Source organism: Rathayibacter sp. VKM Ac-2762 (genome assembly GCF_009866585.1).
GTDB lineage: Bacteria > Actinomycetota > Actinomycetes > Actinomycetales > Microbacteriaceae > Rathayibacter.
This window is the reverse complement of record NZ_CP047419.1, coordinates 2,538,929-2,565,035: the sequence shown is the minus strand read 5'-3', so window position 1 is coordinate 2,565,035 and position 26,107 is coordinate 2,538,929. Positions and strand designations below refer to the sequence as shown.

Below are 26,107 nucleotides of genomic sequence, written 5' to 3'. Positions count from 1 at the left end.
ATGCAGGGGTGAGCACAGTCCCCGGCACCGCCGTCCGCCCCCCGCTGCAGCGGCCGCGGACGATGCTGCTCGGCGGGGTGTGCACCGCGGTCGCCGACCACCTCGGCTGGAGCGTGCGGAGGACCCGCCTCCTGGCCGTCCTCACGACCGCGCTCGGCGGGGGCGGCGCGCTCCTCTACCTCTGGCTCTGGGCCCTGGTGCCCCTCGCGCCGCTCGACTCGCGCGACGCGGATCCGGCCGTCCGCCGCTCCGCTCCCGTGGCCGGCCTGCTGACCCTCGCCGCCGCCGTCGCGGCGCTCGCCGTGCTGATCACCGTCGACAGCGGCGACGACGCCGACATCACGCGCGCGCTCGTCGCCGTCGGCCTGCTCGCGGGAGGAGCCGTCGGCTGGAGCCTCGGGCTCGACCGCGGCGACGCCGTCCGCCCCGCCCGGTACGGCTCCGCGGTGCGCCTCGCCTCCTGCGCGCTGCTGGTGCTCGCCGGAGCGGCCGTGCTCACCGGCCGCCCGAGCGCCCTCAACGCGGTGCTCGCCGTGGGCGTGCTGCTGATCGCCGCCGGCGTGCTGGCCGCGCCCCGGGTGGTGACCCTCTGGTCCGAGCTGATGGGCGAGCGCGCCGCCCGCGTGCGCGAGGAGCAGCGGGCCGAGATCGCCGCGCACCTGCACGACTCCGTGCTGCAGACCCTCGCGCTCATCCAGAACCGCGCCGGAGCCTCGAGCGAGGTCGCCCGCATCGCCCGCGCCCAGGAGCGGGAGCTGCGCGACTGGCTGTTCGAGCGCGACGTCCCGGTCGCCAACGACCTGGCCGCCGAGGTCCGGGCGATCGCCGCCGCCGTCGAGCTCGACTACCCCGTGCACCTCGAGGTGGTGGCCGTCGGAGCGTCCGTCCCCGGCGCCGCCGCGCTCCTCGCCGCGACCCGCGAGGCCGTGCTGAACGCGGCCCGGCACGCGGGCGGCGACGTCTCGGTGTACCTCGAGTCCTCCGTGCAGGGCGTCGACGTGTTCGTGCGTGACCGCGGCCCCGGCGTCGTCCTCGACGAGGTGCCCGGCGACCGCCTCGGCATCCGCGAGTCGATCATCGGCCGGATGGCGCGCGCGGGCGGCAGCGCGACCGTGCGTCCCGGGGTCGGCGGCACCGGCACCGAGGTGCATCTGCGGCTCCCCGCGGAGGTCGAGCGGTGACCCGCGTGCTGCTGGTCGACGACCACTCCATCTTCCGCTCCGGCCTGCGGGCCGACCTCGCCCCCGAGCTCGAGGTCGTCGGGGAGGCGGCCGACGTCGACTCCGCCGTCGGCCTGGTCGCCTCGCTCGCGCCCGAGGTGGTGCTGCTCGACGTGCACCTGCCGGGCGGTGCGGGCGGAGGCGGGGCCGAGGTGCTGCGGCGCAGCGCCGGGTCGTCATCGCGCTTCCTGGCGTTGAGCGTCTCGGACGCCGCGGAGGACGTGGTCGGCGTGATCCGCGCCGGCGCCCGCGGCTACATCACCAAGGCCAGCTCCGGAGCCGAGGTCAGCCGGGCCGTACTCGCGGTGGCGGGCGGGGACGCCGTGTTCTCGCCGCGCCTGGCCGGCTTCGTACTCGACGCCTTCGGGGCGCTGGCGGGCGAGCAGGCGGAGTCGGGGGACGAGCTCGACCGGCTCTCGGCCCGCGAGCGCGAGGTGATGCGCCTGATCGCCCGCGGCTACGCCTACAAGGAGGCGGCCGCCGAGCTCTTCATCTCGGTCAAGACGGTCGAGTCCCACGTCTCCGCCGTCCTCCGCAAGCTGCAGCTCTCCTCCCGCTACGAGCTCACCGCCTGGGCCTCCGCGCGCCGCCTGCTCTGAGGCGCGCGCGAGCAGTCAACCCCGTCCCTCCTCCCGCTCCTGCCGTCCGACACTGTCGGGACACGACAGGAAAGGACGACCCGATGGTGACCACCACCCCCGCTCTCCCGACCCTGGCCGAGCTCCTCCGCGACTCCCGGCCCGTGTCGCAGCTCTACGTCGACCTCGCGATCGACTCCGGGGATCCGCCGGACATCTCGCTCGAGCGCGCCACGTCCCTCGGAGACGAGCTCGCCCGCCAGGGTGCGCCCCAGGCCGACATCCAGGCCCTCACCGCTCTGCTCGAGGGGGCCGGGCGCCCCCAGGGCGGCTGCTGCCTCTTCGCGGTCGCCGTGGACGGGAGGGTCGTGCTGAACGAGGTGCTGCCGGGTCGGCCGGTCGCGCCCGAGGGCGTCTCCTACAGCCCGCTCCCGGACATCGTGCCGCTGCTGCAGCACCGGCCCGACCTGCGCGTCCTCGTCGTCGAGACCTCGCGGGACGGCGGCGAGATCCGCCTGCACCGCCTGGGCGCGCAGCGACCCGAGGCCGAGCAGGCCGTGCAGGGCCGCACCGACACCCTCCACAAGGCGCAGGCCGGCGGCTGGCGGCACGACCGGTTCCACCACCACGCGGAGGAGATCTGGCGGCGCACGCAGGCCGAGCTCGCCGCCGCGGTGGACGAGCTCGTGCGCGTGCACCTGCCGCGCCTGCTGGTTGTCGCGGGGGACATCCACGCCCGGCAGCTGCTCGCGCAGCAGCTCTCGCCGAGCAGCGCCGCGATCCTGGCCGTCGAGCCCGTGAACACGCGGGCCGCCGGCAGCGAGGAGGGGGCGCTGGAGCGGTTCGTCGACGAACAGCTCGACCGGATCCTGCTGCGCGAGAAGGAGGACGTGCTCGACGCCCTGCGCACCGGGGAGCCGCGCCGCACCGTCGAGTACTCGCTCGGCGCGATCGTCACGGCGCTGGCCTCGGCGCAGGTCGAGACGCTGGTGCTCGACCCCGGCCGGCTGCGCGAGCGCGCTCTGCTGGCGCTCGCCGCGGAGCCGTGGGTCGCGTCGGCCCCGGAGGAGGCGCTGGGCGCCGAGGTGATCGACTCCGTCGACGCCGCCCTCGCGCTGGCCCGCGCCGCCGTGCTCACGGACGCGCGCGTGCTCGTCACCGACTCCCGCACCGCTCCGGAGGGGGTCGACGTGGTGACGCTGCCGCACGACGCCGACGCCGCGGCGATCCTCCGCTGGCGCACCGGCCCGCCGGTCCCGGGGGCCTGAGCGGCGGGTCCCCGAGCGTGACAGGGCCCGGGCCCCGATCCTGTGATCGGTCCCGGGCCCTGTCCAGCCTCACGCCTGCAGGTCGTCCTCGCCCTCGGCGGCCGCGCGGCGGCGCGCTCCGAGTCCGAGCGCGGTGGCGCCCGCGGCCAGGAGTGCGGTGGCGCCCGCGATCAGGCCGACGCTCTCGACTCCGGTCGAGGCCAGTCCGCCGCCCGAGCCGCCGACGGGCAGCGGGGTGGGCGTGCCGGTCGGCGCGGTCGTGGGCACCGGGGACGGAGCCGCGGTGGGCGCCGCGGTCGGCCCGGCGGTCGGCGCCGTGGTGGGAGTCGCCGTGGGCGCGGTGGTCGGCGGGGTCGTCGGTGCCGTGGTCGGCCCGGCGGTCGGCGTCGGAGTCGGCGCCACCACCTGCGACGCCGGCAGGATCTGCACGATGGTCGGACGCGGTGCCGCCACCGCTCCCGCCGCCGTCGATCCGTAGTCCGGGAAGAACGAGGTCGGCGCCTCGAAGGTGCCCTCCTCGCCCGGGTGCTGCACCGCCACGAACACGTGCTGGTCGAGGTCGTGGACGATCGGTCCGCAGGTCTCGGCGTCGCGGGGCACCGAGAGGAACTGCTCCACCCTGCCGCGCGTCGCGCCCTCGAGCGCGACCTTGAAGAGCCCGTCGTTATAGCCGATGCCGCTCGGGGCGCCGTCGGTCGAGATCCAGAGGTTCCCGACCGAGTCGAAGGCCAGGTTGTCCGGGCACGAGATCGGCGAGACCTGGTCCGCCGGGAAGCCGGAGAAGTAGACGACGTCGCCCTGCGCCTGGTCGCCGCAGAGCATCAGCAGGTTCCAGGTGAAGGTGCGGCCGGTCTGGTCGCCGCCGTCCTCGATGATCTCGACGATGTGGCCGTCGCGGTTCTCGGTGCGCGGGTTGACCTCGGTCGCGCCCTCCTTGGCGCCCTCGGTGCCGCGGGCGGAGTTGTTGGTGCAGGCCACGTAGATCCGGCCGCTGACCAGGCTGGGCTGCACGTCCTCGCAGCGGTCCATCTTGGTCGCGCCCGCGGCGTCCGCCGCCTGGCGGGTGTGCACGAGCACCTCGGCGACGCTCATCCCGGCGATCGTCGAGGCGCCGTTCAGCACCAGGGGCAGCCACTCGCCGATGCCGTCGAAGCCGCCGTCCGAGGGGACCGCCCCGGTGCCGGTGATCTCGGCCACGGGGGAGTCGCCGGTGAAGCGGGCGACGTAGAGGTCGCCCTCCTCCAGCAGGGTCTTGTTGTGGGCGCGGTCGCCCTCGATGTAGCGCTTCGTCGAGACGAACTTGTAGAGGTAGTCGAAGCGCTCGTCGTCCCCCTGGTACGCGACCACGCGGCCGTCCGGGGCGATGATGACGTTCGCGCCCTCGTGCTTCAGCCGGCCGAGCGCCGTGTGCTTCTTCGGCGTGGAGTCCGGGTCGAAGGGGTCGAACTCCACGATCCAGCCGAAGCGGTTCGGCTCGTTCTCGTAGCCCGGGGTGCGGGCGTCGAAGCGGGGGTCGTCGAGCTCCCAGAGGCGCGAGGTCTCGGAGTCGGCGAGGCCGTAGCGCTTCTCGGCATCGCTCGTGCCGACGGCGCGGAAGTAGCCGTTGAAGTTCTCCTCGCCCGAGAGGATCGTGCCCCACGGCGTCGTGCCCCCGGAGCAGTTGCCGAGCGTGCCGAGCACGGTGCGGCCCTCGGGGTCGGCGACCGTCTTCAGCAGCTCGGTGCCGGCGGCGGCGCCCGTCACCTCGTAGGGGGTGTCGAGCAGGTAGCGGCGGTTGCGCTCGCCCCCGCGGACGTAGGCCCACGGGCGGTCGACCGCGGTGCGGACCAGCTCGACGACGCTGAGGCCGTGGGCGGCGCGGCCGACGGCGCGCACGCGCTCCGGCTCCGCCTCGAGCTGCGCGGCCGGGAACATGATGCTCTCGTTCGTGTACTCGTGGTTCACGACGAGCAGGGCGCGGAGGCGCTTCGAGCCCGGGATCTCGACGATGTCGGTGTAGTCGTTGTTGTAGCCGAACTGCGCGGCCTGGGCGGCCTCCGTCTGGTCGGCGATGTCGAAGGCGGGGCTGTCGGCGAAGAGCGGGTCGCCCCAGCGGATGATCGGCTGCCAGGCGAAGCCCTCGGGGACGGTGAACCGGTCGACCGTGTACGGCACCGGAGCGATGGGAGTGAAGGCGAGCGGCGAGCCGTCGGCCGCGGTCGCCACGGCCGCCTCGGCGGTGGGCGCTCCTCCGGCGGAGGCGACGGCGACGGTGACCGCGCCGGCCAGGCCGAGGCCGAGGGCACTGCGGCGGGAGAGCTGCGACGAGACGATGTCGCGGAAGTAGCTGTTGTGCGACGTGTTGCAGGTCGCGGTGGAGCAGGCGTTGGCGCACTTCAGCGCGCAGGTGACGGGGCTGCGCTTGCCGCGCACGTGGCCGGCCATCGGGAGGAGGAGCGGGCGGCGGGCGGTGTCTGACATGGAGGTCCTTCGGTCGCGAGCAGGAGACGCGATCGAGGCAAGCAGGGGGAGGGGGCGCCGATGCCGCCGGGTGGAGGCTCCTCCCTGAACGGAACGTGAACGTTCTCACAAGAAGGTGAGGCTCACCTACCCTCCCGGCGGCCCTCCGAGCGCGCCTCCAGGACCGCCCCGACGTTCCCCGCGATCCATTCGACGACCGGCAGCAGACGCTCCGCCAGCTCCGCTCCCAGCGGCGTCAGCCGGTACTCGACGTGCGGCGGGACGACCGGCCGCGCCTCGCGGTGCACGAAGCCGTCCTCCTCCAGGAACCGCAGCGTCTGGGCGAGCATCTTCTCGCTGATCCCGCCGATCCGGCGGCGCAGAGCGCCCCAGCGCAGCGTGCCCGGAGCGAGCGCCGCGAGCACCAGGACGCCCCACTTGCTGGTGACGTGCCCGAAGACCTCGCGGCTCGGGCAGTCGGCGGAGTAGACGTCCCCGGCGAGCAGGGGGGAGTCGGCGATCGTCATGGGTGCTCCTCGGGACAGGGGTGGTGACTGTACTAACGAAATAGTGGGTACTGCATTCCGGGAAGCAGGAGGAGGATGCGCCGGTTGCACCCTCCTGGCGGCGGACCCCGCCCGCCCCCACCCGTCAGGAAGGACCCCTCATGACCCTCGTCGTCACCGGAGCCACCGGCCACCTCGGCCGTCTCGCCGTCGAGCACCTGCTCGCCCGCGGCACCGCCGCCTCCGTCATCGTCGCCACCGGCCGCGACGCCGCGAAGCTCGAGGCGCTCGCCGCCGACCTCGGCGTCCGCACCGCCGTCGCGGACTTCGACGACCCCGCCTCGCTCGACGCCGCCTTCTCCGGCGCCGAGGCCGTCCTCCTCGTCTCGGGCTCCGAGGTCGGCAGGCGCGTCGCGCAGCACACCGCCGCGATCGACGCCGCCGTCCGCGCCGGCGCGCGCCTGGTCTACACGAGCGCCCCGAAGGCGACCACGAGCGCGCTCATCCTCGCCCCCGAGCACAAGGCCACGGAGGAGGCGATCGCCGCCAGCGGCGTCCCCGCCGTCGTCCTCCGCAACGGCTGGTACAACGAGAACTACGAGCAGACCGTCGCCGAGCTCGCCTCCACCGGCAGCACCCTCTCGAGCGCCGGCGAGGGCCGCGTCGCCAGCGCCGCGCGCACCGACTACGCCGAGGCCGCAGCGGTCGCCCTGACCGACCCGTCCCTGGTCGGCACCGTGCACGAGCTCTCCGGCGACACCGCCTGGAGCTTCGACGAGCTGGCCGCGATCGTCGCCGAGGTCGCCGGACGCGACGCCGCGATCAGCCACGTCTCCTCCGACGAGCACGCCCGCGTCCTCACCGGCGCCGGCGTCCCCGAGGGCGGAGTCGGCTTCGTCGTCGGCCTCGACGCGAACATCGCCGATGGCCTCCTCGGCGGGACCGACGGCTCGCTCGCCCGCCTGATCGGGCGGCCGACCACGCCGATCCGCGCGTACGTCGAGGAGCAGCTCGGGCGCTGACGCTCCGGCGTCCCCGTCGGCCACCGTCCGGCTCGCAGGAGCAGTCCGCCCCCGCGAGCCGGACGGTGGCGCGCCCGGCCCTCCCGCGGCTCCGCGCCGGGCACTCCCGTCCGCGGCTCCGCGCCCGCCCTCCGCGGCTCCGCGCTCGACCCGCCGCACCTCGCGCCACCGTGTCGGCGCCCCGACGTAGGCTGTCCGCCATGACCTCGACGACGCCTCGCTCCGGTATCGACCGCTCCGAACTCGACCCCGCGACGCGCCCGCAGGACGACCTCTACCGGCACGTCAACGGGCTCTGGATCGACCGCACCGAGATCCCCGCCGACAAGGCGCGCTACGGCTCCTTCCACGTCCTCCAGGAGGAGGCGGAGAAGGCCGTGCGCGACATCATCGTCGAGGCGCAGACCGCGCAGCACGGCACCGAGGAGCGCCTGTTCGGCGATCTCTACGCCTCCTTCATGGACGAGGAGCGGGCCGAGGAGCTCGGCGCCGCCCCGATCGCCGACGACCTCGCCGCCGTGCAGCGGGTCGACTCGATCCCCGGCCTGCTCCGCGCGGTCGGCGCCTTCGAGCGCACCGGCGTCCCCGGGCTCTTCGGCCTCTTCGTCGACAACGACCCGGGCAGCCCCGAGCGCTACCTCGTCTTCGTCAACCAGGGCGGCCTCGGCCTGCCGGACGAGAGCTACTACCGCGAGGAGGAGTTCGCCTCCGTCCGCGAGGCCTACACGCCGTTCGTCGCGCGGATGCTGGCCCTGGCCGGCATCGACGCCGCCGAGGCCCGCGCCGAGCGCATCGTCGCCCTCGAGACCGACCTGGCTGCCGCGCACTGGGACAAGGTCCGCAGCCGCGACAGCCAGGCGACCTACAACCTCCGCTCCTGGTCCGAGGTCGAGGAGCTCGCCGCGGGCGTCGACCTCGGCGTCTGGCTCACCGCGATGGGCGCTCCGGAGGGGGCGCTCGCCGAGGTGGTCGTCCGCCAGCCGAGCTTCCTCCAGGGTCTCGCGGGCCTGCTCACCGAGGACCGGCTCCCGGCCTGGCGCGACTGGCTGTCCTGGCAGGTGATCCGCGGAGCCGCGGCCTACCTGTCCAGCGGCTTCGTCGACGCCAACTTCGACTTCTACGGCCGCACCCTCACCGGCACCCCGCAGAAGCGGGAGCGCTGGAAGCGCGCCGTCTCGCTCGTCGAGGGCTCGCTCGGAGAGGCGGTCGGCCGCACCTACGTCGCCCGCCACTTCCCCGAGACGGCGAAGGCCGCGATGGACGTGCTGGTCGCGAACCTCATCGAGGCGTACCGCCGCTCCATCGTCGACCTGGAGTGGATGAGTCCCGCCACCCGCGAGCGCGCGCTCGAGAAGCTCGCGAAGTTCACGCCCAAGATCGGCTACCCGGTGCGCTGGCGCGACTACTCCGCCCTCTCGATCGACCCGGCCGACCTGCTCGGCAACGCCCGCCGCGTGGCCGAGTTCGAGTTCGCCCGCGAGCTCGGCAAGATCGGCCGCCCGCTCGACCGCGACGAGTGGTTCATGACCCCGCAGACGATCAACGCGTACTACAACCCGGGCTTCAACGAGATCGTCTTCCCGGCCGCGATCCTGCAGTTCCCCTTCTTCGACGAGGCCCGCGACCCCGCCGCGAACTACGGAGCGATCGGCGCCGTCATCGGTCACGAGATCGGCCACGGCTTCGACGACCAGGGCTCGCGCTTCGACGGCGACGGCCGCCTCACCGACTGGTGGACCGAGGAGGACCGGGCCGCGTTCGAGGAGCGGACGAAGGCGCTCATCGCGCAGTACGACGCGCTCGCTCCCGCGACCACGCCCGGGCACCACGTGAACGGCGCCCTGACCATCGGCGAGAACATCGGCGACCTCGGCGGTCTCGGCATCGCCTGGAAGGCTTACCTGCTCTCGCTGGACGGCGAGGAGCCGCCCGTCGTGGACGGCCTGACCGGCGCCGAGCGCTTCTTCCTCTCCTGGGCGCAGGCTTGGCAGCAGAAGTCGCGCGACGAGGAGACGATCCGCCTCCTCGCCATCGATCCGCACGCTCCGGCCGAGTTCCGCTGCAACCAGATCGTCCGGAACATCGACGAGTTCTACGCTACTTTTGACGTCTCCGAAGGCGACGCCCTCTGGCTCTCCCCGAGCGAGCGCGTCACCATCTGGTAGTCGCCGCCGACCACCTCCGCACCACGGACGAGGAGCCCCGGGCATCGAGAGCCGACCGATGCAGCGGGGTCGTCCGCCGATCGCGCGTCCTGCCGGCGCGTGAGGACCCCGGTCCCCCTCCGCACGACCGCACTCCCGACCCGTAGAGGGGCCGTACCCGTGGTGATCCCCACCAGCGAGACCCGCCGTGAGAGCCGACGCAACCGCCGGGGGCGCCACAAGGGCGGCGGCGACCGCGAGAACTTCCAGCGCGGCTTCGACGCCCTCGGCCGTCTCGCGATCGACGGGGTCGTCGTCTCGGCGCGCGCCGTCGACCTGGCGACCGGCCGCACCCTGTTCGCGGTCGACGACTCCGTCTCGATGCCCACCGCCTCCCTCGGCACCGTCGTGCTGCTGATCGAGGTCGCCGCCCGGCTGGCGAACGAGCCGCAGGAGAACCTGCGCCTGGTCGACCGGACCGCGGCGGACGCGGTCTCGGGCTCCGGGCTCTGGCAGCACCTCCAGGTGCCGTCGATGCCGATCGCCGACCTCGCCGCCCTCGTCGGTGCCTCCAGCGACAACCTCGCGACCAACGTCCTGCTGCGCCGCGTCGGCCTCGATGCCGTGCGCGAGCGGGCGGAGGCGCTCGGCCTCTCCCGCACCGCCCTGCTCGACGTCGTGCGCGACGAGCGCGGCCCGGACGACGCGCCGCAGCTCTCGATCGGCTCCGCCCGCGAGCTGACCTGGCTGCTCGCCACCCTCGCGAACGGCGAGATCGTCGACGCCGCCGTGAGCTCGCGGGTGATCGGCTGGCTCTCGCTCGGCACCGACCTCTCGATGGTCGCCGCCTCGTTCGGGCTCGACCCGCTCGCCCACCGCCACCCCGACCACGGCGTCCTGCTCGTCAACGCGACCGGCACCGACGTCGGCGTCCGCGCCGAGGCCGGAGTCCTCCGCGGCCCGCGCGCCGGAGTCGCCTACGCGGTCGCCACCCAGTTCGACGACACGACCCTGCACTACCGCCTCGCGGTGCTGGAGGGCATGCGCACCCTCGGAGCCGACCTGCTCGAGTACGTGCACTGACGGCTGCCGGGGCGGAGGCTCCTCCGGAGCAGGCCGACCCTCGGGGCCCCTCGGGTGCCCCGTCAAGTCCGTGACCGCCTCCGGGGGCGCGACCTAGGCTGCCCGCAGCGGCGCCGCCTCCCGGGCGCACCGCGGAGAGGGAACCATGAGCAGCTTCGGCTTCGACGCCCCCGAGGACGTCACCGACACCACCCGCCCCGACGGCGACTCCCTGCCGGTCCCGCCGGAGGACCCGGCCGAGATCGACGACCCCGAGTCGATCGACGAGGCGCTCGACCAGGGCGCCGACGCCCGCCTCGGCGACGACCAGGACCCGCCGGAGCACCCCTTCATCCCGTCGCCCAGCTGATCGGCCGGCCGGGCGCCCAGCGGCGCCCGGCTCCTCCGTCCTTGCGGCTCGTCCGAGCCGACTACTCCTTCGACCCCGGCTTCAGGCGGTGCGCGAGGCGCTTGATCGGGTGGGCGGGCTCGCGCTCCGCCGGATCCTCGACCTCGAGGCCGTAGAACGTGCCGATGTCGCCGACGAACGCCTTGCGGCGGGCCTTGTCGTACGCGCGGATCTCGCGGCGGAAGGCGATCACCGTCGCGACGCACATCAGGATCATCACGACGCTGAACGGCAGGGCCGAGAGGATCGCCGCGGTCTGCAGGGCGTCGAGGCCGCCGGCGACCAGGAGCGACAGGGCGAGCAGCGCGGTCGCGACGGCGAAGAACACGCGGATCGGGTTGCGCGGCTCCGCCTGGCCTCCGGTCGCGATCATCGCCATGACCAGCGCTCCGGAGTCGGCGGAGGTCACGAAGAAGACGCCGATCAGGAGGATCGCGCCGATCGTCAGCACCGAGCCCGCGGGCAGTCCCTGCAGCATCGAGAAGAGCGCCAGGTTCGTGTCGACCGAGCCGTCGGCGCCGACGAGGCCGCCGTCGCCGTAGAGCTCCCGGTAGATGGCCGTGCCGCCGAGGACGCTGAACCAGAGGAAGGTCATGATCGTCGGCACGAGCAGCACGCCGCCGACGAACTCGCGGACCGTCCGGCCCTTCGAGACGCGGGCGATGAAGATGCCGACGAACGGCGCCCACGACATCCACCAGCCCCAGTAGAACGTGGTCCACGAGGCCTGCCACTGCTCGCCCTCGCGGCCGGCGTAGGCGCTGACCGTGAAGGTCAGGCCGATGAAGTTCTGCAGGTAGTTGCCGAGCGACTGCACGAACTCGCGGAGGAGGAACTGGGTCGGGCCGGCGACGAGCACGAAGACGAGGAGCGCGGCGGCGAGCAGCAGGTTGCCGGTCGAGAGCCACTTCATGCCCTTGCCCACGCCCGAGATCAGCGAGAAGACGGTCAGGCCCGTGACGACGGCGATGACCACGATCTGCACGGTGAGCGACGACTCCACGATGCCGCTCGCCTCCAGGCCCGCCGAGATCTGGGTGACGCCCAGCCCGAGCGAGGTCGCGACTCCGAACATGGTGCCGACCAGGGCGACCACGTCGATCGCGTTGCCCCAGCCGCCGCGGACCCGGCGGCCCAGCAGCGGCTCCAGCGCCCAGCGGATCGACACCGGCCGCTTGCGGCGGTGGATCGCGTACGCGAGGGCGAGGCCGACCACCACGTAGATGGACCAGGCGTGGACGCCCCAGTGCAGGTAGGTCTGCGAGATCGCGCTCTGCGCGAGCTGCGTCTCGGTGCCGGTGACGCCCGGGCGCGGAGTGGCGAAGTGGGTGAGCGGCTCCGCGACGCCGTAGAAGACGAGGCCGATGCCCATGCCGGCGGCGAACAGGAGCGAGATCCAGGCGAGCATCGAGAACTCGGGCTCGTCGTCGTCGGCGCCGAGCTTGATGTCGCCGAAGCGGCTCACGCCCATCCAGATGGCGAAGGCCACGAAGACCGCGGCGATCAGCACGTAGTACCAGCTGAACGTGTTGACGACCGTGGTCTGCAGTGTCGAGAACACGGAGGTCGCGGCGTCGGGCGCGAGGATCGCGAAGGCCGCGATCGACAGCGTGAGGACGGCGGCGGGCCAGAAGACCCACCGCGCGAGGCGGTGCGGAGGGGCGGTCGTGCCCGCGGTGGCGGGGGCGGTGTCCGGGGAGGACGGGTGCTCGGACATGGGGTCCTCTCGTCGGCGGCAACCGTCCACGGTACACGGGGGCCCGTCGGCGGCCCCGGCCGGGGGAGCCGGGCTGGCATGATCCGGCCCCGGTGCGGGAGGCTGGACCCGTGCAGTTCAGAGTGTTCACCGAACCCCAGCAGGGCGCGAGCTACGAGGACCTCCTCGCCGTCGCGCAGGCCGCCGAGAGCCTCGGCTACGACGGCTTCTTCCGCTCCGACCACTACCTCCGGATGGGGGACGGCGATCCCGGCGTGGGCCCGTCCGACGCGTGGACGACGCTCGCCGGCCTCGCCCGCGAGACCGAGCGGATCGCGCTCGGCACCCTCGTCTCCTCCGTCACCTACCGGCCGCCGGGGATCCTCGCGATCCAGGTCGCCCAGGTCGACGCGATGTCCGGGGGCCGTGCCGAGCTCGGCCTCGGCACCGGCTGGTTCGAGGAGGAGCACGCCGCGTACGGCATCCCCTTCCCTCCGCGCCGCTTCGACCTCCTCGAGGAGCAGCTCGAGATCGTGACCGGCCTGTGGTCGACGCCGGTCGGCGAGCGCTACTCCTTCGCCGGCGAGCACTACACGCTGACCGACTCCCCGGCCCTGCCCAAGCCCGCCCGCCTGCCGCTGCCGGTGATCGTCGGTGGCGGCGGCCCCAAGCGGACCCCGGCGCTCGCGGCGCGGTTCGCGAGCGAGTTCAACCTGCCCTTCCCCGAGTTCGACGCGATCCCGGGGGCCTTCGAGCGCGTCGACGAGGCGTGCCGGGCGATCGGGCGCGAGCCCTCGTCGCTCGTGCACTCGGTCGCGCTGATCGCGGTCGGCGGAGGCGACGAGGCGGAGTTCACGCGCCGTGCCGCGGCGATCGGCCGCGAGCCCGCCGAGCTGCGCGAGCACGGAGTGGCCGGCGGCGTCGACGAGGCGGTCGACCGCCTCGAGTCCCTCCGCGAGGCCGGCTGCGAGCGCGTCTACCTGCAGTTCATGGACCTGCAGGACCTCGACCACCTCGACTTCTTCGCCCGGGAGGTCCTGCCGCGCCTGTCGGCGTAGCGGGCGGCGCTGCTGCAGCCGAATCAGCGACGACTCCTGGCTTCTCGCGGTCCCCGTCCTCGTGCCCCCGCGCCGAGTGCGACGACTCCTGGACACTCGCGGGCTGCGGGCGGCGCGCTCCGGGCCGCGCGCCCGGGCGTCCGCCCGCGCCGCGGCCTACGCTGGAGGGATGGCGGACACGATCGAGCGCGCGGACGAGCGCCTGGCGACCCGCTCGGCGGCCGAGGTCCCGTGGATCGTGCTGGTCTGGGACGATCCGGTCAACCTGATGTCGTACGTCTCGTACGTCTTCCGCAGCTACTTCGGCTTCGGCCGGGCCGAGGCGGAGCGGCTGATGCTGCAGGTGCACACCGAGGGGCGCGCGGTCGTCGCGACCGGCAACCGCGAGGAGATGGAGCGGCACGTGGAGGCGATGCACGGCTACGGCCTGTGGGCGACGCTGCAGAAGGCCGACGCGTGAGCGCCCCGCTGCGCCCCGCGGCCGCGGAGACCGGGGAGCACCCCGCTCGCGGCATCCGAGGACTCGGCTGATGCGCGCGTTCCGCCGCGACTCCTCCGGAGCGGCCGTCGCCCGTTTCGACCGCGAGGAGGCCGGGATCCTCCGCCATCTGGCCGGCGAGATGCTCGAGCTGCTCGACCGCGGGGCGTCCTCGGAGGAGGCCCGCTCCGATCCAGCGCTCGCGCGCCTCCTGCCCGACGCCTACCGCGACGACGCCGAGGCGGCCGACGAGTTCCGCCGCTTCACCGCTCCGGACCTCGCCGCCCGCAAGATGGACGACGCCCGCGCCGTCACGGCGGCCCTCGACGCCGGCGACGGCACGAGTCACGGCCGGATCTTCGAGGGGCTGGGCGAGGTCGCGGTCCGTCTCGAGGAGCCGCAGGCGATCGCCTGGCTCCGCGCACTGACCGACATGCGGCTCGCTCTGGCCGTGCGGCTCGGCATCGACGACACCGACGACGTCGTCCCGGAGGAGGGGAGCGCGGCCGCGATCCGCAGCGTCTACGACTGGCTGGGAGGCGTGCAGGACGGACTCGTCCGCGCCGTCGACGTGTGATCCACTCGTCCCTCTAGCGATTCCACAGCTGTGGACAACCCTGTGGAAAGGTGTGGAGAACCGGCTCCGGGAGCACCTCCGAACGGCGGAGCGCCGGGCGCGGGGGTGTGGAAACGCGTAGCGTCCACCCTGTGAACACTCCGAGCACCGCCGACGCCCAGCGCACCGCCGACGACATCCAGGACTCCCGGGCGGTGCGGACCCTCGCCCGCGGCGGCTTCGCGGCGAACGGCCTCGTCCACCTCCTGATCGGAGTGATCGCCCTCGGCGTGGCCCGCGGCGGCGGAGGCGAGGCCGACCAGAGCGGTGCTCTCGGCGCCCTCGCGGCGCAGCCCGGCGGTCTGGTGATCCTCTGGATCTGCACGGTCGGCCTCTTCGGCCTGGCGCTCTGGGGGCTGCTCGAGGCGTTCCTCGTCCGCCCGCGCGAGAGCGCCCTGAAGACCTGGGGCAGCCGGCTGAAGGAGGCGGGCAAGGCCGTCGTCTACGGCGCCCTCGGCGTGACGGCGCTGAAGTTCGCAACGGGCGGCGGGTCGAGCTCGTCCGAGTCGTCCGAGAGCGCGAGCGCGCAGGTGCTCTCGGCGCCGGGCGGAGTCGTGCTGCTCGTGATCGCGGGACTGGCCGTCCTCGCGGTCGGCGGCGTCTTCGTGTACCGCGGAGCGAGCAGGAAGTTCCTCGAGAACGTCGCGGAGCCGGGCGGTACGGCGGGCACCGTCGTCACCGTGCTCGGCGTCGCCGGCTACGTCGCCAAGGGCGTGGTCCTCGGCGCTCTCGGCGTGCTGCTGATCGTCGCCGCCGTCACCCATGATCCGGAGCAGGCGGGCGGGCTCGACGAGGCGCTGAAGTCGCTCGTGGAGCTGCCGGCGGGCGTGCTCCTCCTCGGCTTCGTCGCGGTCGGGCTCATCGCCTACGGGCTCTTCTGCTTCGCCCGCGCGCGCTGGCCGCGCCTCTGATGTCGGATAGCGGATCCGCTCCATACCTGTCACCCCCCTTCCGCGCAACTGGTCCCGCCGTCCCGGAGTCGGTGACACGCTGGGGCCTGTGAGTGCTGGAGGCGAGGACGCGACCGGTGGACGGGTGCGTCCGCCGCTGACGCAGGACGCCGCCCGTCTGCTGACCCGCTCCGCCACGGGGGACGCCTCCGCTCTGGGAGAGCTCGTCGATCGCTTCGGCGGCCTCGTCTCGGCGTGCGTCGGCACGGTCCAGGCCGACCCGGCCGGCCGCGACCGGCTCTGCACCGACGTCTTCACCGCCGTCTGGCGCCGCTCCCGCGAGGGCGCCCGCTCGCCGGAGCCCGTGCTCTGGGTGCTCGAGGTCCTCTGCGAGACCCTCGGGTCCGCGCACGAGCTCGCCCGGCGTCCGCTCGGCAGCGGCCTGCTCGCCCTCGACTGCCCGGACCGCGAGCTCCTGCTGCTGGCTGCGGCCGGCGGCTTCTCGCAGGCCGAGATCTCGGCGCTGACCGGGATCGACGAGTTCCGGCTGCGCTCGATCCTCCGGAACGCGCTCGAGACGCTCCAGGGCCGCGACAGCGATCTTCTGACGGCCTGACCGCCGGAGCCGTCGCGGGAGTAAAGTTGAGTCCGTCGAACTCAACTTTCGAGCCACGGAGGAGACCACCATCATGCAGGCCGGTCGGATGCCCCAGCAGGACGAGAAGTCCGCACTCGAGCAGTACGGCGTCAACCTGACCGCCATCGCGGCGAGCGGCAAGCTCGACCCGGTGATCGGGAGGGACGCCGAGATCCGGCGCGTCAGCCAGGTGCTCACGCGCCGCACCAAGAACAACCCCGTCCTCATCGGCGAGCCCGGCGTCGGCAAGACCGCCGTCGTCGAGGGGCTCGCGCAGCGGATCGTCGCGGGCGACGTCGCCGAGAGCCTCAAGGGCAAGCAGCTCGTCAGCCTCGACCTCTCGGCCCTGATCGCCGGAGCGAAGTACCGCGGCGAGTTCGAGGAGCGGCTGAAGGCCGTGCTCCAGGAGATCGAGGAGTCCGACGGCCGGATCATCACCTTCATCGACGAGCTGCACACGCTGATGGGCGCGGGCGGCGGCGAGGGATCGGTGGCGGCCGCGAACATGCTCAAGCCCATGCTGGCGCGCGGCGAGCTGCGGATGATCGGCGCGACGACGCTCGACGAGTACCGCCAGTACATCGAGAAGGACGCCGCTCTCGAGCGCCGCTTCCAGCAGGTCTTCGTCGGCGAGCCGACCGTCGAGGACACCGTGGCGATCCTCCGCGGGCTGAAGGAGCGCTACGAGGCGCACCACAAGGTGGCGATCGCCGACTCCGCCCTGGTCGCCGCCGCGTCGCTCTCGAACCGCTACATCACCTCCCGCCAGCTGCCGGACAAGGCGATCGACCTGATCGACGAGGCCGCGTCGCGGCTGCGCATGGAGATCGACTCCGCTCCCGTCGAGATCGACGAGCTGCGCCGCTCCGTCGACCGGCTGAGGCTCGAGGAGCTGGCGCTGAAGAAGGAGAAGGACGAGGCCTCGAAGGCGCGGCTGGAGAAGCTGCGCGAGGACCTGGCCCGCCGCGGCGCCCAGCTCGAGGAGCTGCAGGAGCGCTGGGAGCGCGAGCGCGCCTCCCTCAACCGCGTCGGCGAGCTCAAGAACCGGCTCGACGCCCTGCGGATCGCCGCCGAGCGGGCGCAGCGCGAGGGCAAGCTCGAGCGCGCGTCGAAGCTGCTCTACGGTGACATCCCGGTGATCGAGCGCGAGCTCGCGGCCGCCGAGGCGGAGGAGGAGCCGGCCGAGGGCCGCATGGTCAACGAGCAGGTGACGGCCGACGACATCGCCGCGGTGATCGCCGCCTGGACGGGGATTCCCGTCGGGCGCCTCCTGCAGGGCGAGACCGAGAAGCTGCTGCACCTCGAGACCGAGCTGCACCGCCGACTGATCGGCCAGGACGAGGCGGTGTCGGCCGTCGCGGACGCGGTGCGCCGCACCCGCGCGGGCATCTCCGACCCCGACCGGCCGACCGGCTCCTTCCTCTTCCTCGGGCCGACCGGCGTCGGCAAGACCGAGCTGGCGAAGGCGCTCGCCGACCACCTCTTCGACGACGAGAAGGCGATGGTCCGCATCGACATGTCGGAGTACGGCGAGAAGTTCGCCGTCTCGCGGCTGGTCGGCGCCCCTCCCGGCTACATCGGCTACGAGCAGGGCGGCCAGCTCACGGAGGCGGTCCGCCGCCGCCCGTACTCGGTGGTGCTCCTCGACGAGATCGAGAAGGCGCACCCCGAGGTGTTCGACGTCCTGCTCCAGGTGCTCGACGACGGCCGGCTCACCGACGGCCAGGGGCGGACGGTCGACTTCCGCAACACGATCCTCATCCTCACCTCCAACCTGGGGTCGCAGTTCCTCGTGGACCCGGCGCTGTCGCGGCCGCAGAAGGAGGAGGCGGTCCAGCAGATGGTGCGCCAGGCCTTCAAGCCCGAGTTCGTGAACCGGCTCGACGACATCGTGATCTTCGACGCGCTCGACCGCACCGAGCTCGGCGAGATCGTGTCGCTGTACGTCGACCGGCTGTCGAGGAGGCTCTCGGAGCGACGGCTCGACCTGGCGGTGACGCCCGCGGCCCGCGGGTGGCTGGCCGAGCGCGGCTACGACCCGCAGTACGGCGCGCGGCCGCTGCGCCGGCTGATGCAGCGGGCGATCGACGACCAGCTGGCCACGGCGCTGCTCGGCGGCACGGTGCGCGACGGGGACGTGGTGCTGGTGGACGTGGCGCCGGACGGCGAGAGCCTGTCGGTGACGGCGGGGATGCCCGCGTCGGACTGACCGGGGTGCTCGACCCCTGTCGCGAGTCCGACTTCTGCGTACTCGCAGGGGAGAGGAGCGCGCGGGTGGCGACGGAAGTTCCCTCCACAGGGCGCGCGAGGGCGGGAGTCGTCCACAGTCGCGGGATCCGCGGCGCGCGCGTCCGGCGGGCTCCGTAGCGTCGGCGGCATGTCCTTCGAAACGCCCGGCCCCCGGATGGCCGACCTCCCTCCCGAGGAGAGGCCGAGGGAGCGCCTCCGCGCCTACGGACCGGAAGCGCTCACCGACGCCGAGACCCTCGCCGTGCTCATCGGGGCCGGCGTCCGCGGCGCCAACGCGACCGTCGTCGCGCAGCGCCTCCTCGCGCGCTTCGGCGGCATCGACGCCGTCGCCCGGGCCGGGGTGGCCGATCTGATGCGGCACCGCGGAGTCGGCGAGGTCGCCGCCTGCCGCCTGGTCGCCTCCTTCGAGCTGCGGCGGAGGATGAACCGCGCCTCGCGCGCCGCCCGCGTGACCGACGCCGCCGGCCTGGCCGGGCTCGTCGCTCCGCTGCTGGCCGCCCGGCCGGTCGAGACCGTGCTGGCAGTGGCGCTCGCCGAGTCCGGAGCCGTCCGCGACGTCCTGACGCTGGCCGACGGAGCCCCGGCGCACGCCGAGATCCCCGTCGCCGCCGTGCTCGCCGAGGTGCTGGCGCGCGGCGCGGCGGGCATCGGCCTGGCGCACAGCCACGCGGGCGAGGCCGTGGTGCTCCCCTCCGACCGTGCGGCGACGCGGGCGATCGCCGACGGGGCAGAGGCGTGCGGCCTGCGGTTCCTCGCGCACGTCGTGATCGGGCGCGACGGCTGGGCGGAGGCGCAGCCGTGACGCGGCGCAGGGCTGCTGCGGGGCTGCTCCGATCCGGCAGGACGCCTCCCGCCCTGCGCCGGACCGCCCCCGGCCGTGCCCCGGCTCTCCACCCGTGCCGCGTCGGCGCGCGTTCGTGCAAGCCCCCGCCTCTCCGGCACCCGCGGCCGGTCGCGGGCGTACCGTGGACGCCGACCCCACCCCCCTCCCGACCAGGAGCACCCATGCGAGCAACACTCATCCACGGCGAGCGCGACATCCGACTCGAGGAGGTCCCCGACCCGCAGCTCTCGACGGGGCGCGACGCGATCGTCCGCGTCACCGCGGCGTGCGTCTGCGGCTCAGACCTCTGGCCCTACCGCGGCGTCACGCCCACCAAGGAGGCGCACCGCATCGGCCACGAGTTCGTCGGCGTCGTCGAGGAGATCGGCGACGACGTGCACGACGTCGCGGTCGGCGACTTCGTGATCGCCCCGTTCTACGTCTGCGACGGCACCTGCGCGAACTGCGCGAACGGCGTCTCCACCTCGTGCCTCACCGGCGGCTGGTGGGGCGCCGAGGTCCGCGAGGAGGGCTTCGCGGACGGCGCCCAGGGTGAGAAGGTGCGCGTGCCCCTCGCCGACGGCACGCTCTTCCGCGTGGGCATCGACCCGGACCCGGCGCTCATCCCCAGCCTGCTCACCCTCGCCGACGTGATGGGGACCGGCCACCACGCCGCGATCTCGGCCGGTGTCACCGCGGGCTCGACCGTCGCGGTCGTCGGCGACGGCGCGGTCGGCCTCTGCGCCGTCCTGGCGGCCAAGCGCCTCGGCGCGACCACGATCATCGCGATGTCGCGGCACGAGTCGCGGCAGAACCTCGCCCGCCGCTTCGGGGCGACCCACATCGTCGAGACCCGCGGCGACGAGGGCGTCGCGCGCGTCCGCGAGCTGACCGGCGGGATCGGCGCCGACTGCGTGCTCGAGTGCGTCGGCACCAAGGAGTCGATGCAGCAGGCCCTCGACTCCGCCCGCCCCGGCGGCATGGTCGGCTACGTCGGCGTCCCCAACGGAGGCCCCGAGCTGCCCGTCCGCCAGATGTTCGGCTCGAACGTGGGCGTCAACGGCGGAGTCGCGCCGGTCCGCGGCTACATGGCCGAGCTGCTGCCGGACGTGCTCAGCGGCGCGATCGAGCCCGGTCTGGTCTTCGACCTCGAGCTGCCCCTCGAGGAGATCGCCGAGGCGTACGCCGCCATGGACGAGCGCCGCGCGATCAAGACCCTCGTGCGTCCGTAATCCCGCGGAGGGGCGCCGGCACGGCCGCGAGGAGTAGCCTCCCGCGCATGACCGCGTCAGCCCGCACCGCCGCGACGGCGCCCCTCTTCCACCCCGACCTCGCGCTCGGCCGCTTCCTCCCGCCGATCGTCCTCGGCCCGCGACTGCTGCGCCTCGCCACGCGTCGCGTCGCCGAGGGAGGCGAGGCTCCGCCCGACATCGTGGTCGACGACCTCGAGATCCCCGTCGCCGGAGCCGCTCCCGTCCGGGCCCGCAGCTACCGGCCGCGCATCCTCCGCGGTACCGCTCCCGCGCTCATCTGGGTGCACGGCGGCGGCATGGTGCTCGGCAGCCACCTCCAGGACGAGGCGTCCTGCATCGACTTCGCCCGCACCCTGGGCATCACGGTCGTCTCCGTCGACTACCGCCTCGCGCCCGCGCATCCCGCGCCGGCTGCCGTCGAGGACGTGCTGGCCGCGTTCGACTGGCTCGTCGAGCACGCCCGGGAGCGCGGCGTCGACCCGGCGCGCGTCGCCGTCGGAGGTGCGAGTGCGGGCGGCGGCATCGCCGCGGGTGCGACCCTCCTCGCCCACGACCGCGGAGGAGCACAGCCCGCGTTCCAGCTGCTCGTCTACCCGATGCTCGACGACCGCACCGTCACCCGGTCCGGTCCTCCGCCGCGCGGCGTCCGCGTCTGGACCCCGGGCAGCAACCGCTTCGGCTGGACCGCCTACCTCGGCGGCGAGCCCGGCGGCCCCGGCGTCCCGGCGTACGCCGCCCCCGCCCGCCGCGACGACCTCACGGGCCTCCCGCCGGCCTGGATCGGCGTCGGCGGCCTCGACCTCTTCCACGACGAGGACGTCCGCTACGCCGAGCGCCTGCGCGCGGCCGGAGTGCCGTGCGGGCTCGAGATCGTGGAGGGCGCCTTCCACGGCTTCGACGCCCTGTTCCGCCGGACCGGTGTGGCGAAGCGCTTCTGGGCGGCGCAGGCCGCGGCGCTCGGCGAGGCCCTCCTCGCCTGACCTCCGCGTCGACGCGCCGGGCCGATTCCGTCTCCGGCGCTCGGCACTGCGAGGCTGAGGGGCGACGGCCGCCGCCGCCCGCGCGTCATTTGTGCCGTGCCTGCCGCGCATCCCTCTCCGCCCGCCGCCCCGCCCCGCCCCGTCTCCCGGAGGACCCATGGACATCGACCGCCTCGCCACCCGCTACGAGATCGCCCTGCCCGCCTGGATCGGTGACGCCCTCCGCGACGTCCCCGAGGTCCTCCCGAGCCTCGAGGACCGGATGGCCCTCGTGCACGCGCTCGCCGACCGCAACTTCCGCGAGGGGAACGGCGGCCCGTTCGCGGCGATCGTCGTCGAGCGCGACTCCGGTCGTCTCGTCTCGGTCGGAGTGAACGTCGTCCTCGGCAGCGGGGTCTCGTCCGGCCACGCCGAGGTGACGGCGCTCGGTCTCGCGCAGACCGCGCTCGGCACCTGGGACCTCGGTGGCGAGGGCCTCCCCGCTCACGACCTGGTCGTCAACTGGCGCCCGTGCGTGCAGTGCTACGGAGCGACGATGTGGTCGGGGGTGCGCCGCCTGGTCGTCGCGGGCTCCGGCCCCGAGCTCGAGGAGATCAGCACCTTCGACGAGGGGCCGATGCGCGAGGACTGGGCCGCGCAGTTCGAGGCCCGCGGCATCGAGGTCGTCGACGGCGTGCTCCGCGACGAGGCCCTCGACGTGTTCCGCGCCTACCGCGCCTCCGTCGACTCCGGCGAGGTGCTCGTCTACAACGCCCGCGCCGACTCCTGATACCGCGGCGGGTCCGGTCCTCGCATCGGTTCCGCGCCGGACGCACGGGAGCCCCGCCTCAGCGGGGCCCCGTGCGGTCCTGAGCTGCCGGCCGCTGGAAGCGGTCAGCGGCGGCTCAGCGCCACCAGTCGTCGAACATCGACAGCGGCACCTGGCGCTTGTGCTCGGTCGCGGCGTACCGCGCCTCGATCGCCTCGGCGACGGCCCGGTCGACCTCGCCGCCCTCGAGGTACGTGTCGAGGTCGGCGTAGGTGAGCCCGAGGTTCGTCTCGTCGGTCTGGCCGGGGTTGTCGTCGAGCAGGTCCGCCGTCGGCGCCTTCTCGTAGAGCCGGGCCGGTGCATCCAGGTGCTCGAGGAGCGAGCGCCCCTGCCGCTTGGTGAGGCCGGTGAGCGGGAGGACGTCGGCGCCGCCGTCGCCGTACTTCGTGAAGAAGCCGGTGACCGCCTCGGCCGCGTGGTCGGTCCCGACGACGAGCATCCCGGCCTGGCCGGCGATCGCGTACTGCGCGATCATCCGCATCCGCGCCTTCACGTTGCCCTTCACGAAGTCGCTGATCGGCTCGTCGACCGCGTCGCCGAATGCTGCGGCCACGCCGTCGACGCCCTGGTGGATGTCGAAGACGACCTGGCGGTCCGGGCGGATGAACGTGAGGGCGAGCTGGGCGTCCTCCTCGTCGGCCTGCACCTTGTACGGCAGGCGGACCGCGATGAAGGAGGCGTCGCCGCCGCTCGCGCGGACCTGCTCGACCGCGAGCTGGCAAAGGCGCCCGGCGAGGCTCGAGTCCTGGCCGCCGCTGATGCCGAGGACGAGGCCGTTCGCGCCGGTGCTGCGGAGGTAGTCGGCGAGGAATCCGCTGCGCCGTTCGACCTCGACGGCCGGATCGACGGCGGGGGAGACGTGGAGCTCGGAGATGATCTGCTGTTGGACGTCGCGCACGGCTTCACGCTACTCCGGATGCTCCCCGGCGGCCCCTCCTCGCCGCGGACGCGCAGGCTCCCGACGCCTCCCCGAAACAGGGTCCGCCCGCCGCGTCCGACTGGCGCGGCGCCTACCCGCGCTCGGCGACGATGCGGGCGATGCGCGCCGGGACGGTGTCGTCCTGGAGGCTCGTCACGTCTCCGAGCGGGCGGCCGTCGCGGATGTCGCCGAGCAGCCGCCGCATGATCTTGCCGGAGCGGGTCTTGGGCAGATCCGGCACCACCACCACGTCGCGCGGCTTGGCGATCGGACCGATCGCGACCGCCACGTGGTCGCGCAGGAGCGCCGAGAGCGTCGTGCCGAGCGCGGCCCAGTAGGCCGGGTCCTCCTCGGCGCGGTCGACGGCCTCGTCGGAGGGGATGACGAACGCCGCGATCGCCTGCCCGGTCGTCGCGTCGGCGACTCCGACGACTCCGGCCTCGCCGACGGCCGGATGGGCGACGAGTGCCGACTCGATCTCGATCGTGGACAGGCGGTGCCCGGAGACGTTGATGACGTCGTCGACGCGGCCGAGCACCCAGACGTCGCCGTCGGCGTCGTACTTCGCGCCGTCCCCGGAGAAGAACCACCCCTGGGACGCGTAGCGGGCCCAGTAGGAGTCGCGGTACCGCTCCGGGTCGCCCCACACGGTGCGGGCGAGCGCCGGCCCGGTCCGGTCGACCACGAGGTAGCCGCCGGAGCCGTTCGGCACCCGCTCGCCGTGCTCGTCCACCACGAGGACGCCGAGCCCGGGCAGGGCTCCGAGAGACGAGCCCGGCTTGAGGGTCGAGACGCCCGGCAGCGGGCACATCACCGCGGCGCCGGTCTCGGACTGCCACCAGGTGTCGACGATCGGGCAGCGTCCGCCGCCGATCGCCTCGTGGAACCAGACCCAGGCCTCGGGGTTGATGGACTCGCCGACGGTGCCTAGCAGGCGCAGGCCCGACAGGTCGTACCGGGCGGGCACGCCCTCGGGGAACCAGGTCATCAGCGTCCGGATCAGCGTCGGCGCCGTGTAGTAGACGGTCACCCCGTACCGCTCGATGATCTCGAAGTGCCGGGCGGTGTGCGGGGTGCTCGGGGTGCCCTCGTAGATCACCTGGGTGAGCCCGTTCGAGAGCGGTCCGTAGATCTCGTAGGTGTGCGCGGTGACCCAGGCGAGGTCGGCGGTGCACCAGTGCACGTCGTCCGGCTTCGCGTCGAACACCGCCCAGTGCGTCCAGGAGGCCTGCGTGAGGTAGCCGCCGCTGGTGTGCACCAGCCCCTTGGGCTTCCCGGTCGTGCCGGAGGTGTAGATGATGAACAGCGGCGTCTCGGAGTCGAAGGCCTCGGCCTCGTGGACGTCGCTCTGCGCATCGACCAGCTCGTGCCACCAGACGTCGCGGCCCGGGGTCCACGGGACGTCGGTCTCACCGGTGCGGCGGACGACGAGGACGTGCTCGATCGACGCGACGCCCTCGACCGCCCGGTCGGCGCTCGCCTTGACCGGCACCGCCGCTCCGCGCCGGAACTGCCCGTCCGTGGTGACCAGGAGCTTCGCGCCGGTGTCCTCCACGCGGAACCGCACCGCCTCGGCGGAGAAGCCGCCGAAGACGAGCGAGTGGATCGCGCCGATCCGCGCGATCGCGAGCGTGATGACGATGGTCTCGGGGATCACCGGGAGATAGACGACGACGCGGTCGCCCTTCCCGATCCCGAGCGCGGTCAGCGCGTTCGCGGCGCGGGAGACCTCGCGCTGGAGCTCGGCGTAGGTGATCGACCGCCGGTCGCCGCGCTCGCCCTCGAAGTGGAGGGCGGTCTTCCCGCCGCGTCCCGCGTCCACGTGGCGGTCGACGCAGTTGACGGCCACGTTCAGCCGTCCGCCCTCGAACCAGGTCGTGCGCGGCACCGAGAGCGAGCCGTCGGGCAGCGGAGCGGCAGGCTCCCAGCTGTGGGCGGTGTGCCACGGCTCCGCCCACTCGAGGCGGCGGGCCGCCTCCTCCCAGAACGCGACCGGATCGGCGGCGGCGCGCGAGTACTCCTCCGCGCCCGCGTTCGCCTGCGCGGCGAAGGCTGCGGGCGGGGGGAACCGGCGGTGCTCGTCGAGCAGGTTGGCGATCGTTCCGCTCACGCTCGGAGCTCCCTCCCCGGCGCTCACGCCCACTTCCTCACGGCGTAGCGCTGGAACACGCCGACGACGGCATCGGTGAGCTTGCCCAGCACGGCCAGCAGGACGATCGCCAGGAACACCCGGTCGATCCGGCCGTTGTTCTGGCTGTCGATGAGGCGGAAGCCGAGGCCCATCGAGGAGGCGATGAGCTCGGAGGCGACCAGGAACAGCCACGACTGGGCGAGCGCGAGGCGCAGCCCGGAGATCACGGAGGGGATCACCGCGGGCAGCTGCACCGTCGTGAAGAGCCGGACGCCCGAGAGGCCGAAGGCGCGGCCCGCCTCGACGAGGTGCCGGTCGACGTGGCCGAGCGCCGTGGCCACCGTGGTGAAGACGGGGAAGAACGCGCCGATCGTGATCAGCGTGATCTTCGACTCCTCGCCGATGCCCATCCAGAGCAGCAGCAGCGGGACCCAGGCCAGCGACGGGACCGCCCGGATCGCGCCGAGGGTCGGCCCGAGGACGACCTCCCAGACGCGGGAGAGCCCGAAGAGCGCGCCGACCACGAGCCCGAGCGCCGAGCCGAGCGCGAACCCGATGAGCACGCGCTGCGTCGAGATGGCGACGTCCTGGCCGAGGTCGCCGCGCTGGGCGAGGTCGACGCCGGCCGCCCAGACCATCGCGGGCGAGGGGAAGACTGCCACCGAGACCATCCCGGTCGTCGTCGCGATCTGCCAGGCGGCGAGCAGCAGCACGGGCAGGATCGCGCCTCCCGCGACCACGAACCACCGTCGCGTGGTGAGCGGGTGGGAGCGGTCCTCGCGGAGGCGGCGCTGGGAGGCCGCGACCGACGGGCCCGCCGTCACGAGTCCGGGCTCACCCGGCATCGGCGCGGACAGCGCGCTCCGCCGCAGCACATCGGCGTCGGTCGCGGTGTCGTCGTCGCGGATCGTCATCGTCGG

General features: G+C 73.7%; 22 protein-coding genes and 1 pseudogene. 17 read left to right on the top strand and 6 right to left on the bottom strand.

From position 1 onward, the window contains the following. The first annotated feature begins 8 nt into the window (after positions 1-8). The 3 genes from GTU71_RS12070 (at position 9) to GTU71_RS12060 (ending at position 3,066) form a co-directional block, all read left to right on the top strand. Positions 9-1,181: a PspC domain-containing protein gene (locus tag GTU71_RS12070; RefSeq protein WP_104222840.1), complete on the top strand. Its 1,173-nt coding sequence runs from the start codon at positions 9-11 to the stop codon at positions 1,179-1,181. Then, complete coding sequence (locus GTU71_RS12065; RefSeq protein WP_104222839.1) at positions 1,178-1,819, top strand: response regulator transcription factor; 642 nt, start codon at positions 1,178-1,180, stop codon at positions 1,817-1,819. Before GTU71_RS12070 ends, GTU71_RS12065 begins: the two co-directional genes overlap by 4 nt. A gap of 83 nt (positions 1,820-1,902) precedes the next feature. Further along, the gene (locus tag GTU71_RS12060) at positions 1,903-3,066 is read left to right on the top strand and encodes a Vms1/Ankzf1 family peptidyl-tRNA hydrolase (RefSeq protein ID WP_159940248.1); all 1,164 of its coding nucleotides are present in this window, start codon (positions 1,903-1,905) and stop codon (positions 3,064-3,066) included. 420 nt (positions 3,067-3,486) lie between these two features. Here GTU71_RS12060 and GTU71_RS12055 read toward each other — a convergent pair. Both GTU71_RS12055 and GTU71_RS12050 read right to left on the bottom strand, forming a co-directional pair. Further along, positions 3,487-5,526, bottom strand: a pseudogene (locus GTU71_RS12055) (PhoX family phosphatase); the annotation flags it as partial. A 122-nt stretch (positions 5,527-5,648) separates the two neighbouring features. Next, positions 5,649-6,032, bottom strand: coding sequence for a helix-turn-helix domain-containing protein (locus GTU71_RS12050; RefSeq protein WP_159940244.1), 384 nt, complete (start codon positions 6,030-6,032; stop codon positions 5,649-5,651). 140 nt (positions 6,033-6,172) lie between these two features. Between GTU71_RS12050 and GTU71_RS12045 the strand changes: the two genes are divergently transcribed. From GTU71_RS12045 to GTU71_RS12030, 4 genes are all read left to right on the top strand, one after another. Next, the gene (locus GTU71_RS12045) at positions 6,173-7,033 is read left to right on the top strand and encodes an NmrA family NAD(P)-binding protein (protein ID WP_159940242.1); all 861 of its coding nucleotides are present in this window, start codon (positions 6,173-6,175) and stop codon (positions 7,031-7,033) included. Positions 7,034-7,233: 200 nt separating this feature from the next. Beyond that, positions 7,234-9,198 carry a M13-type metalloendopeptidase gene (locus GTU71_RS12040; protein WP_104222834.1) on the top strand — a complete coding sequence of 655 codons (1,965 nt, stop codon included), beginning with the start codon at positions 7,234-7,236 and terminating at the stop codon, positions 9,196-9,198. A 159-nt stretch (positions 9,199-9,357) separates the two neighbouring features. Continuing rightward, complete coding sequence (locus GTU71_RS12035) at positions 9,358-10,260, top strand: serine hydrolase (protein ID WP_104222833.1); 903 nt, start codon at positions 9,358-9,360, stop codon at positions 10,258-10,260. A gap of 145 nt (positions 10,261-10,405) precedes the next feature. Next, positions 10,406-10,609 (top strand): hypothetical protein, encoded by a 204-nt coding sequence (locus tag GTU71_RS12030; protein ID WP_104222832.1) that lies wholly within the window; start codon positions 10,406-10,408, stop codon positions 10,607-10,609. Positions 10,610-10,670: 61 nt separating this feature from the next. On the opposite strand, the gene GTU71_RS12025 is transcribed toward GTU71_RS12030, so the two are convergent. After that, positions 10,671-12,365 (bottom strand): BCCT family transporter, encoded by a 1,695-nt coding sequence (locus GTU71_RS12025; protein WP_159940240.1) that lies wholly within the window; start codon positions 12,363-12,365, stop codon positions 10,671-10,673. A 110-nt stretch (positions 12,366-12,475) separates the two neighbouring features. Here GTU71_RS12025 and GTU71_RS12020 point away from each other — a divergent pair, with 110 nt between their 5' ends. The 10 genes from GTU71_RS12020 to GTU71_RS11975 all read left to right on the top strand — a co-directional run bounded on the left by GTU71_RS12020 (position 12,476) and on the right by GTU71_RS11975 (position 22,098). Continuing rightward, positions 12,476-13,402, top strand: coding sequence for an LLM class F420-dependent oxidoreductase (locus tag GTU71_RS12020; RefSeq protein WP_104234367.1), 927 nt, complete (start codon positions 12,476-12,478; stop codon positions 13,400-13,402). Between the two features lie 169 nt (positions 13,403-13,571). Then, positions 13,572-13,862, top strand: coding sequence for an ATP-dependent Clp protease adapter ClpS (gene clpS / locus GTU71_RS12015; RefSeq protein ID WP_104222829.1), 291 nt, complete (start codon positions 13,572-13,574; stop codon positions 13,860-13,862). Between the two features lie 70 nt (positions 13,863-13,932). Beyond that, complete coding sequence (locus GTU71_RS12010; protein ID WP_104225742.1) at positions 13,933-14,457, top strand: DUF2017 domain-containing protein; 525 nt, start codon at positions 13,933-13,935, stop codon at positions 14,455-14,457. 131 nt (positions 14,458-14,588) lie between these two features. Further along, positions 14,589-15,407 (top strand): DUF1206 domain-containing protein, encoded by an 819-nt coding sequence (locus tag GTU71_RS12005; RefSeq protein ID WP_104225741.1) that lies wholly within the window; start codon positions 14,589-14,591, stop codon positions 15,405-15,407. 88 nt (positions 15,408-15,495) lie between these two features. Beyond that, positions 15,496-16,002 carry a hypothetical protein gene (locus GTU71_RS12000; protein ID WP_159940238.1) on the top strand — a complete coding sequence of 169 codons (507 nt, stop codon included), beginning with the start codon at positions 15,496-15,498 and terminating at the stop codon, positions 16,000-16,002. A gap of 73 nt (positions 16,003-16,075) precedes the next feature. Next, positions 16,076-18,232: an AAA family ATPase gene (locus GTU71_RS11995; RefSeq protein WP_104225739.1), complete on the top strand. Its 2,157-nt coding sequence runs from the start codon at positions 16,076-16,078 to the stop codon at positions 18,230-18,232. A 168-nt stretch (positions 18,233-18,400) separates the two neighbouring features. After that, complete coding sequence (locus GTU71_RS11990) at positions 18,401-19,075, top strand: UPF0758 domain-containing protein (RefSeq protein ID WP_104250698.1); 675 nt, start codon at positions 18,401-18,403, stop codon at positions 19,073-19,075. Between the two features lie 203 nt (positions 19,076-19,278). After that, the gene (locus GTU71_RS11985; RefSeq protein WP_159940236.1) at positions 19,279-20,328 is read left to right on the top strand and encodes a zinc-dependent alcohol dehydrogenase family protein; all 1,050 of its coding nucleotides are present in this window, start codon (positions 19,279-19,281) and stop codon (positions 20,326-20,328) included. Positions 20,329-20,375: 47 nt separating this feature from the next. After that, the gene (locus GTU71_RS11980; protein WP_159940234.1) at positions 20,376-21,329 is read left to right on the top strand and encodes an alpha/beta hydrolase fold domain-containing protein; all 954 of its coding nucleotides are present in this window, start codon (positions 20,376-20,378) and stop codon (positions 21,327-21,329) included. Between the two features lie 157 nt (positions 21,330-21,486). Next, positions 21,487-22,098 (top strand): nucleoside deaminase, encoded by a 612-nt coding sequence (locus tag GTU71_RS11975; RefSeq protein WP_181027247.1) that lies wholly within the window; start codon positions 21,487-21,489, stop codon positions 22,096-22,098. A 115-nt stretch (positions 22,099-22,213) separates the two neighbouring features. Here GTU71_RS11975 and nadE read toward each other — a convergent pair whose 3' ends face one another. The 3 genes from nadE to GTU71_RS11960 form a co-directional block, all read right to left on the bottom strand. Further along, a complete protein-coding gene (gene nadE, locus GTU71_RS11970) occupies positions 22,214-23,035 on the bottom strand; it encodes an ammonia-dependent NAD(+) synthetase (protein ID WP_159940232.1) in 822 nt (273 codons plus the stop codon). 112 nt (positions 23,036-23,147) lie between these two features. Beyond that, positions 23,148-25,166 (bottom strand): acetate--CoA ligase, encoded by a 2,019-nt coding sequence (gene acs / locus GTU71_RS11965; protein ID WP_159940230.1) that lies wholly within the window; start codon positions 25,164-25,166, stop codon positions 23,148-23,150. A gap of 23 nt (positions 25,167-25,189) precedes the next feature. Next, positions 25,190-26,101 carry an ABC transporter permease gene (locus tag GTU71_RS11960; protein ID WP_244229541.1) on the bottom strand — a complete coding sequence of 304 codons (912 nt, stop codon included), beginning with the start codon at positions 26,099-26,101 and terminating at the stop codon, positions 25,190-25,192. Positions 26,102-26,107 lie beyond the last annotated feature (6 nt).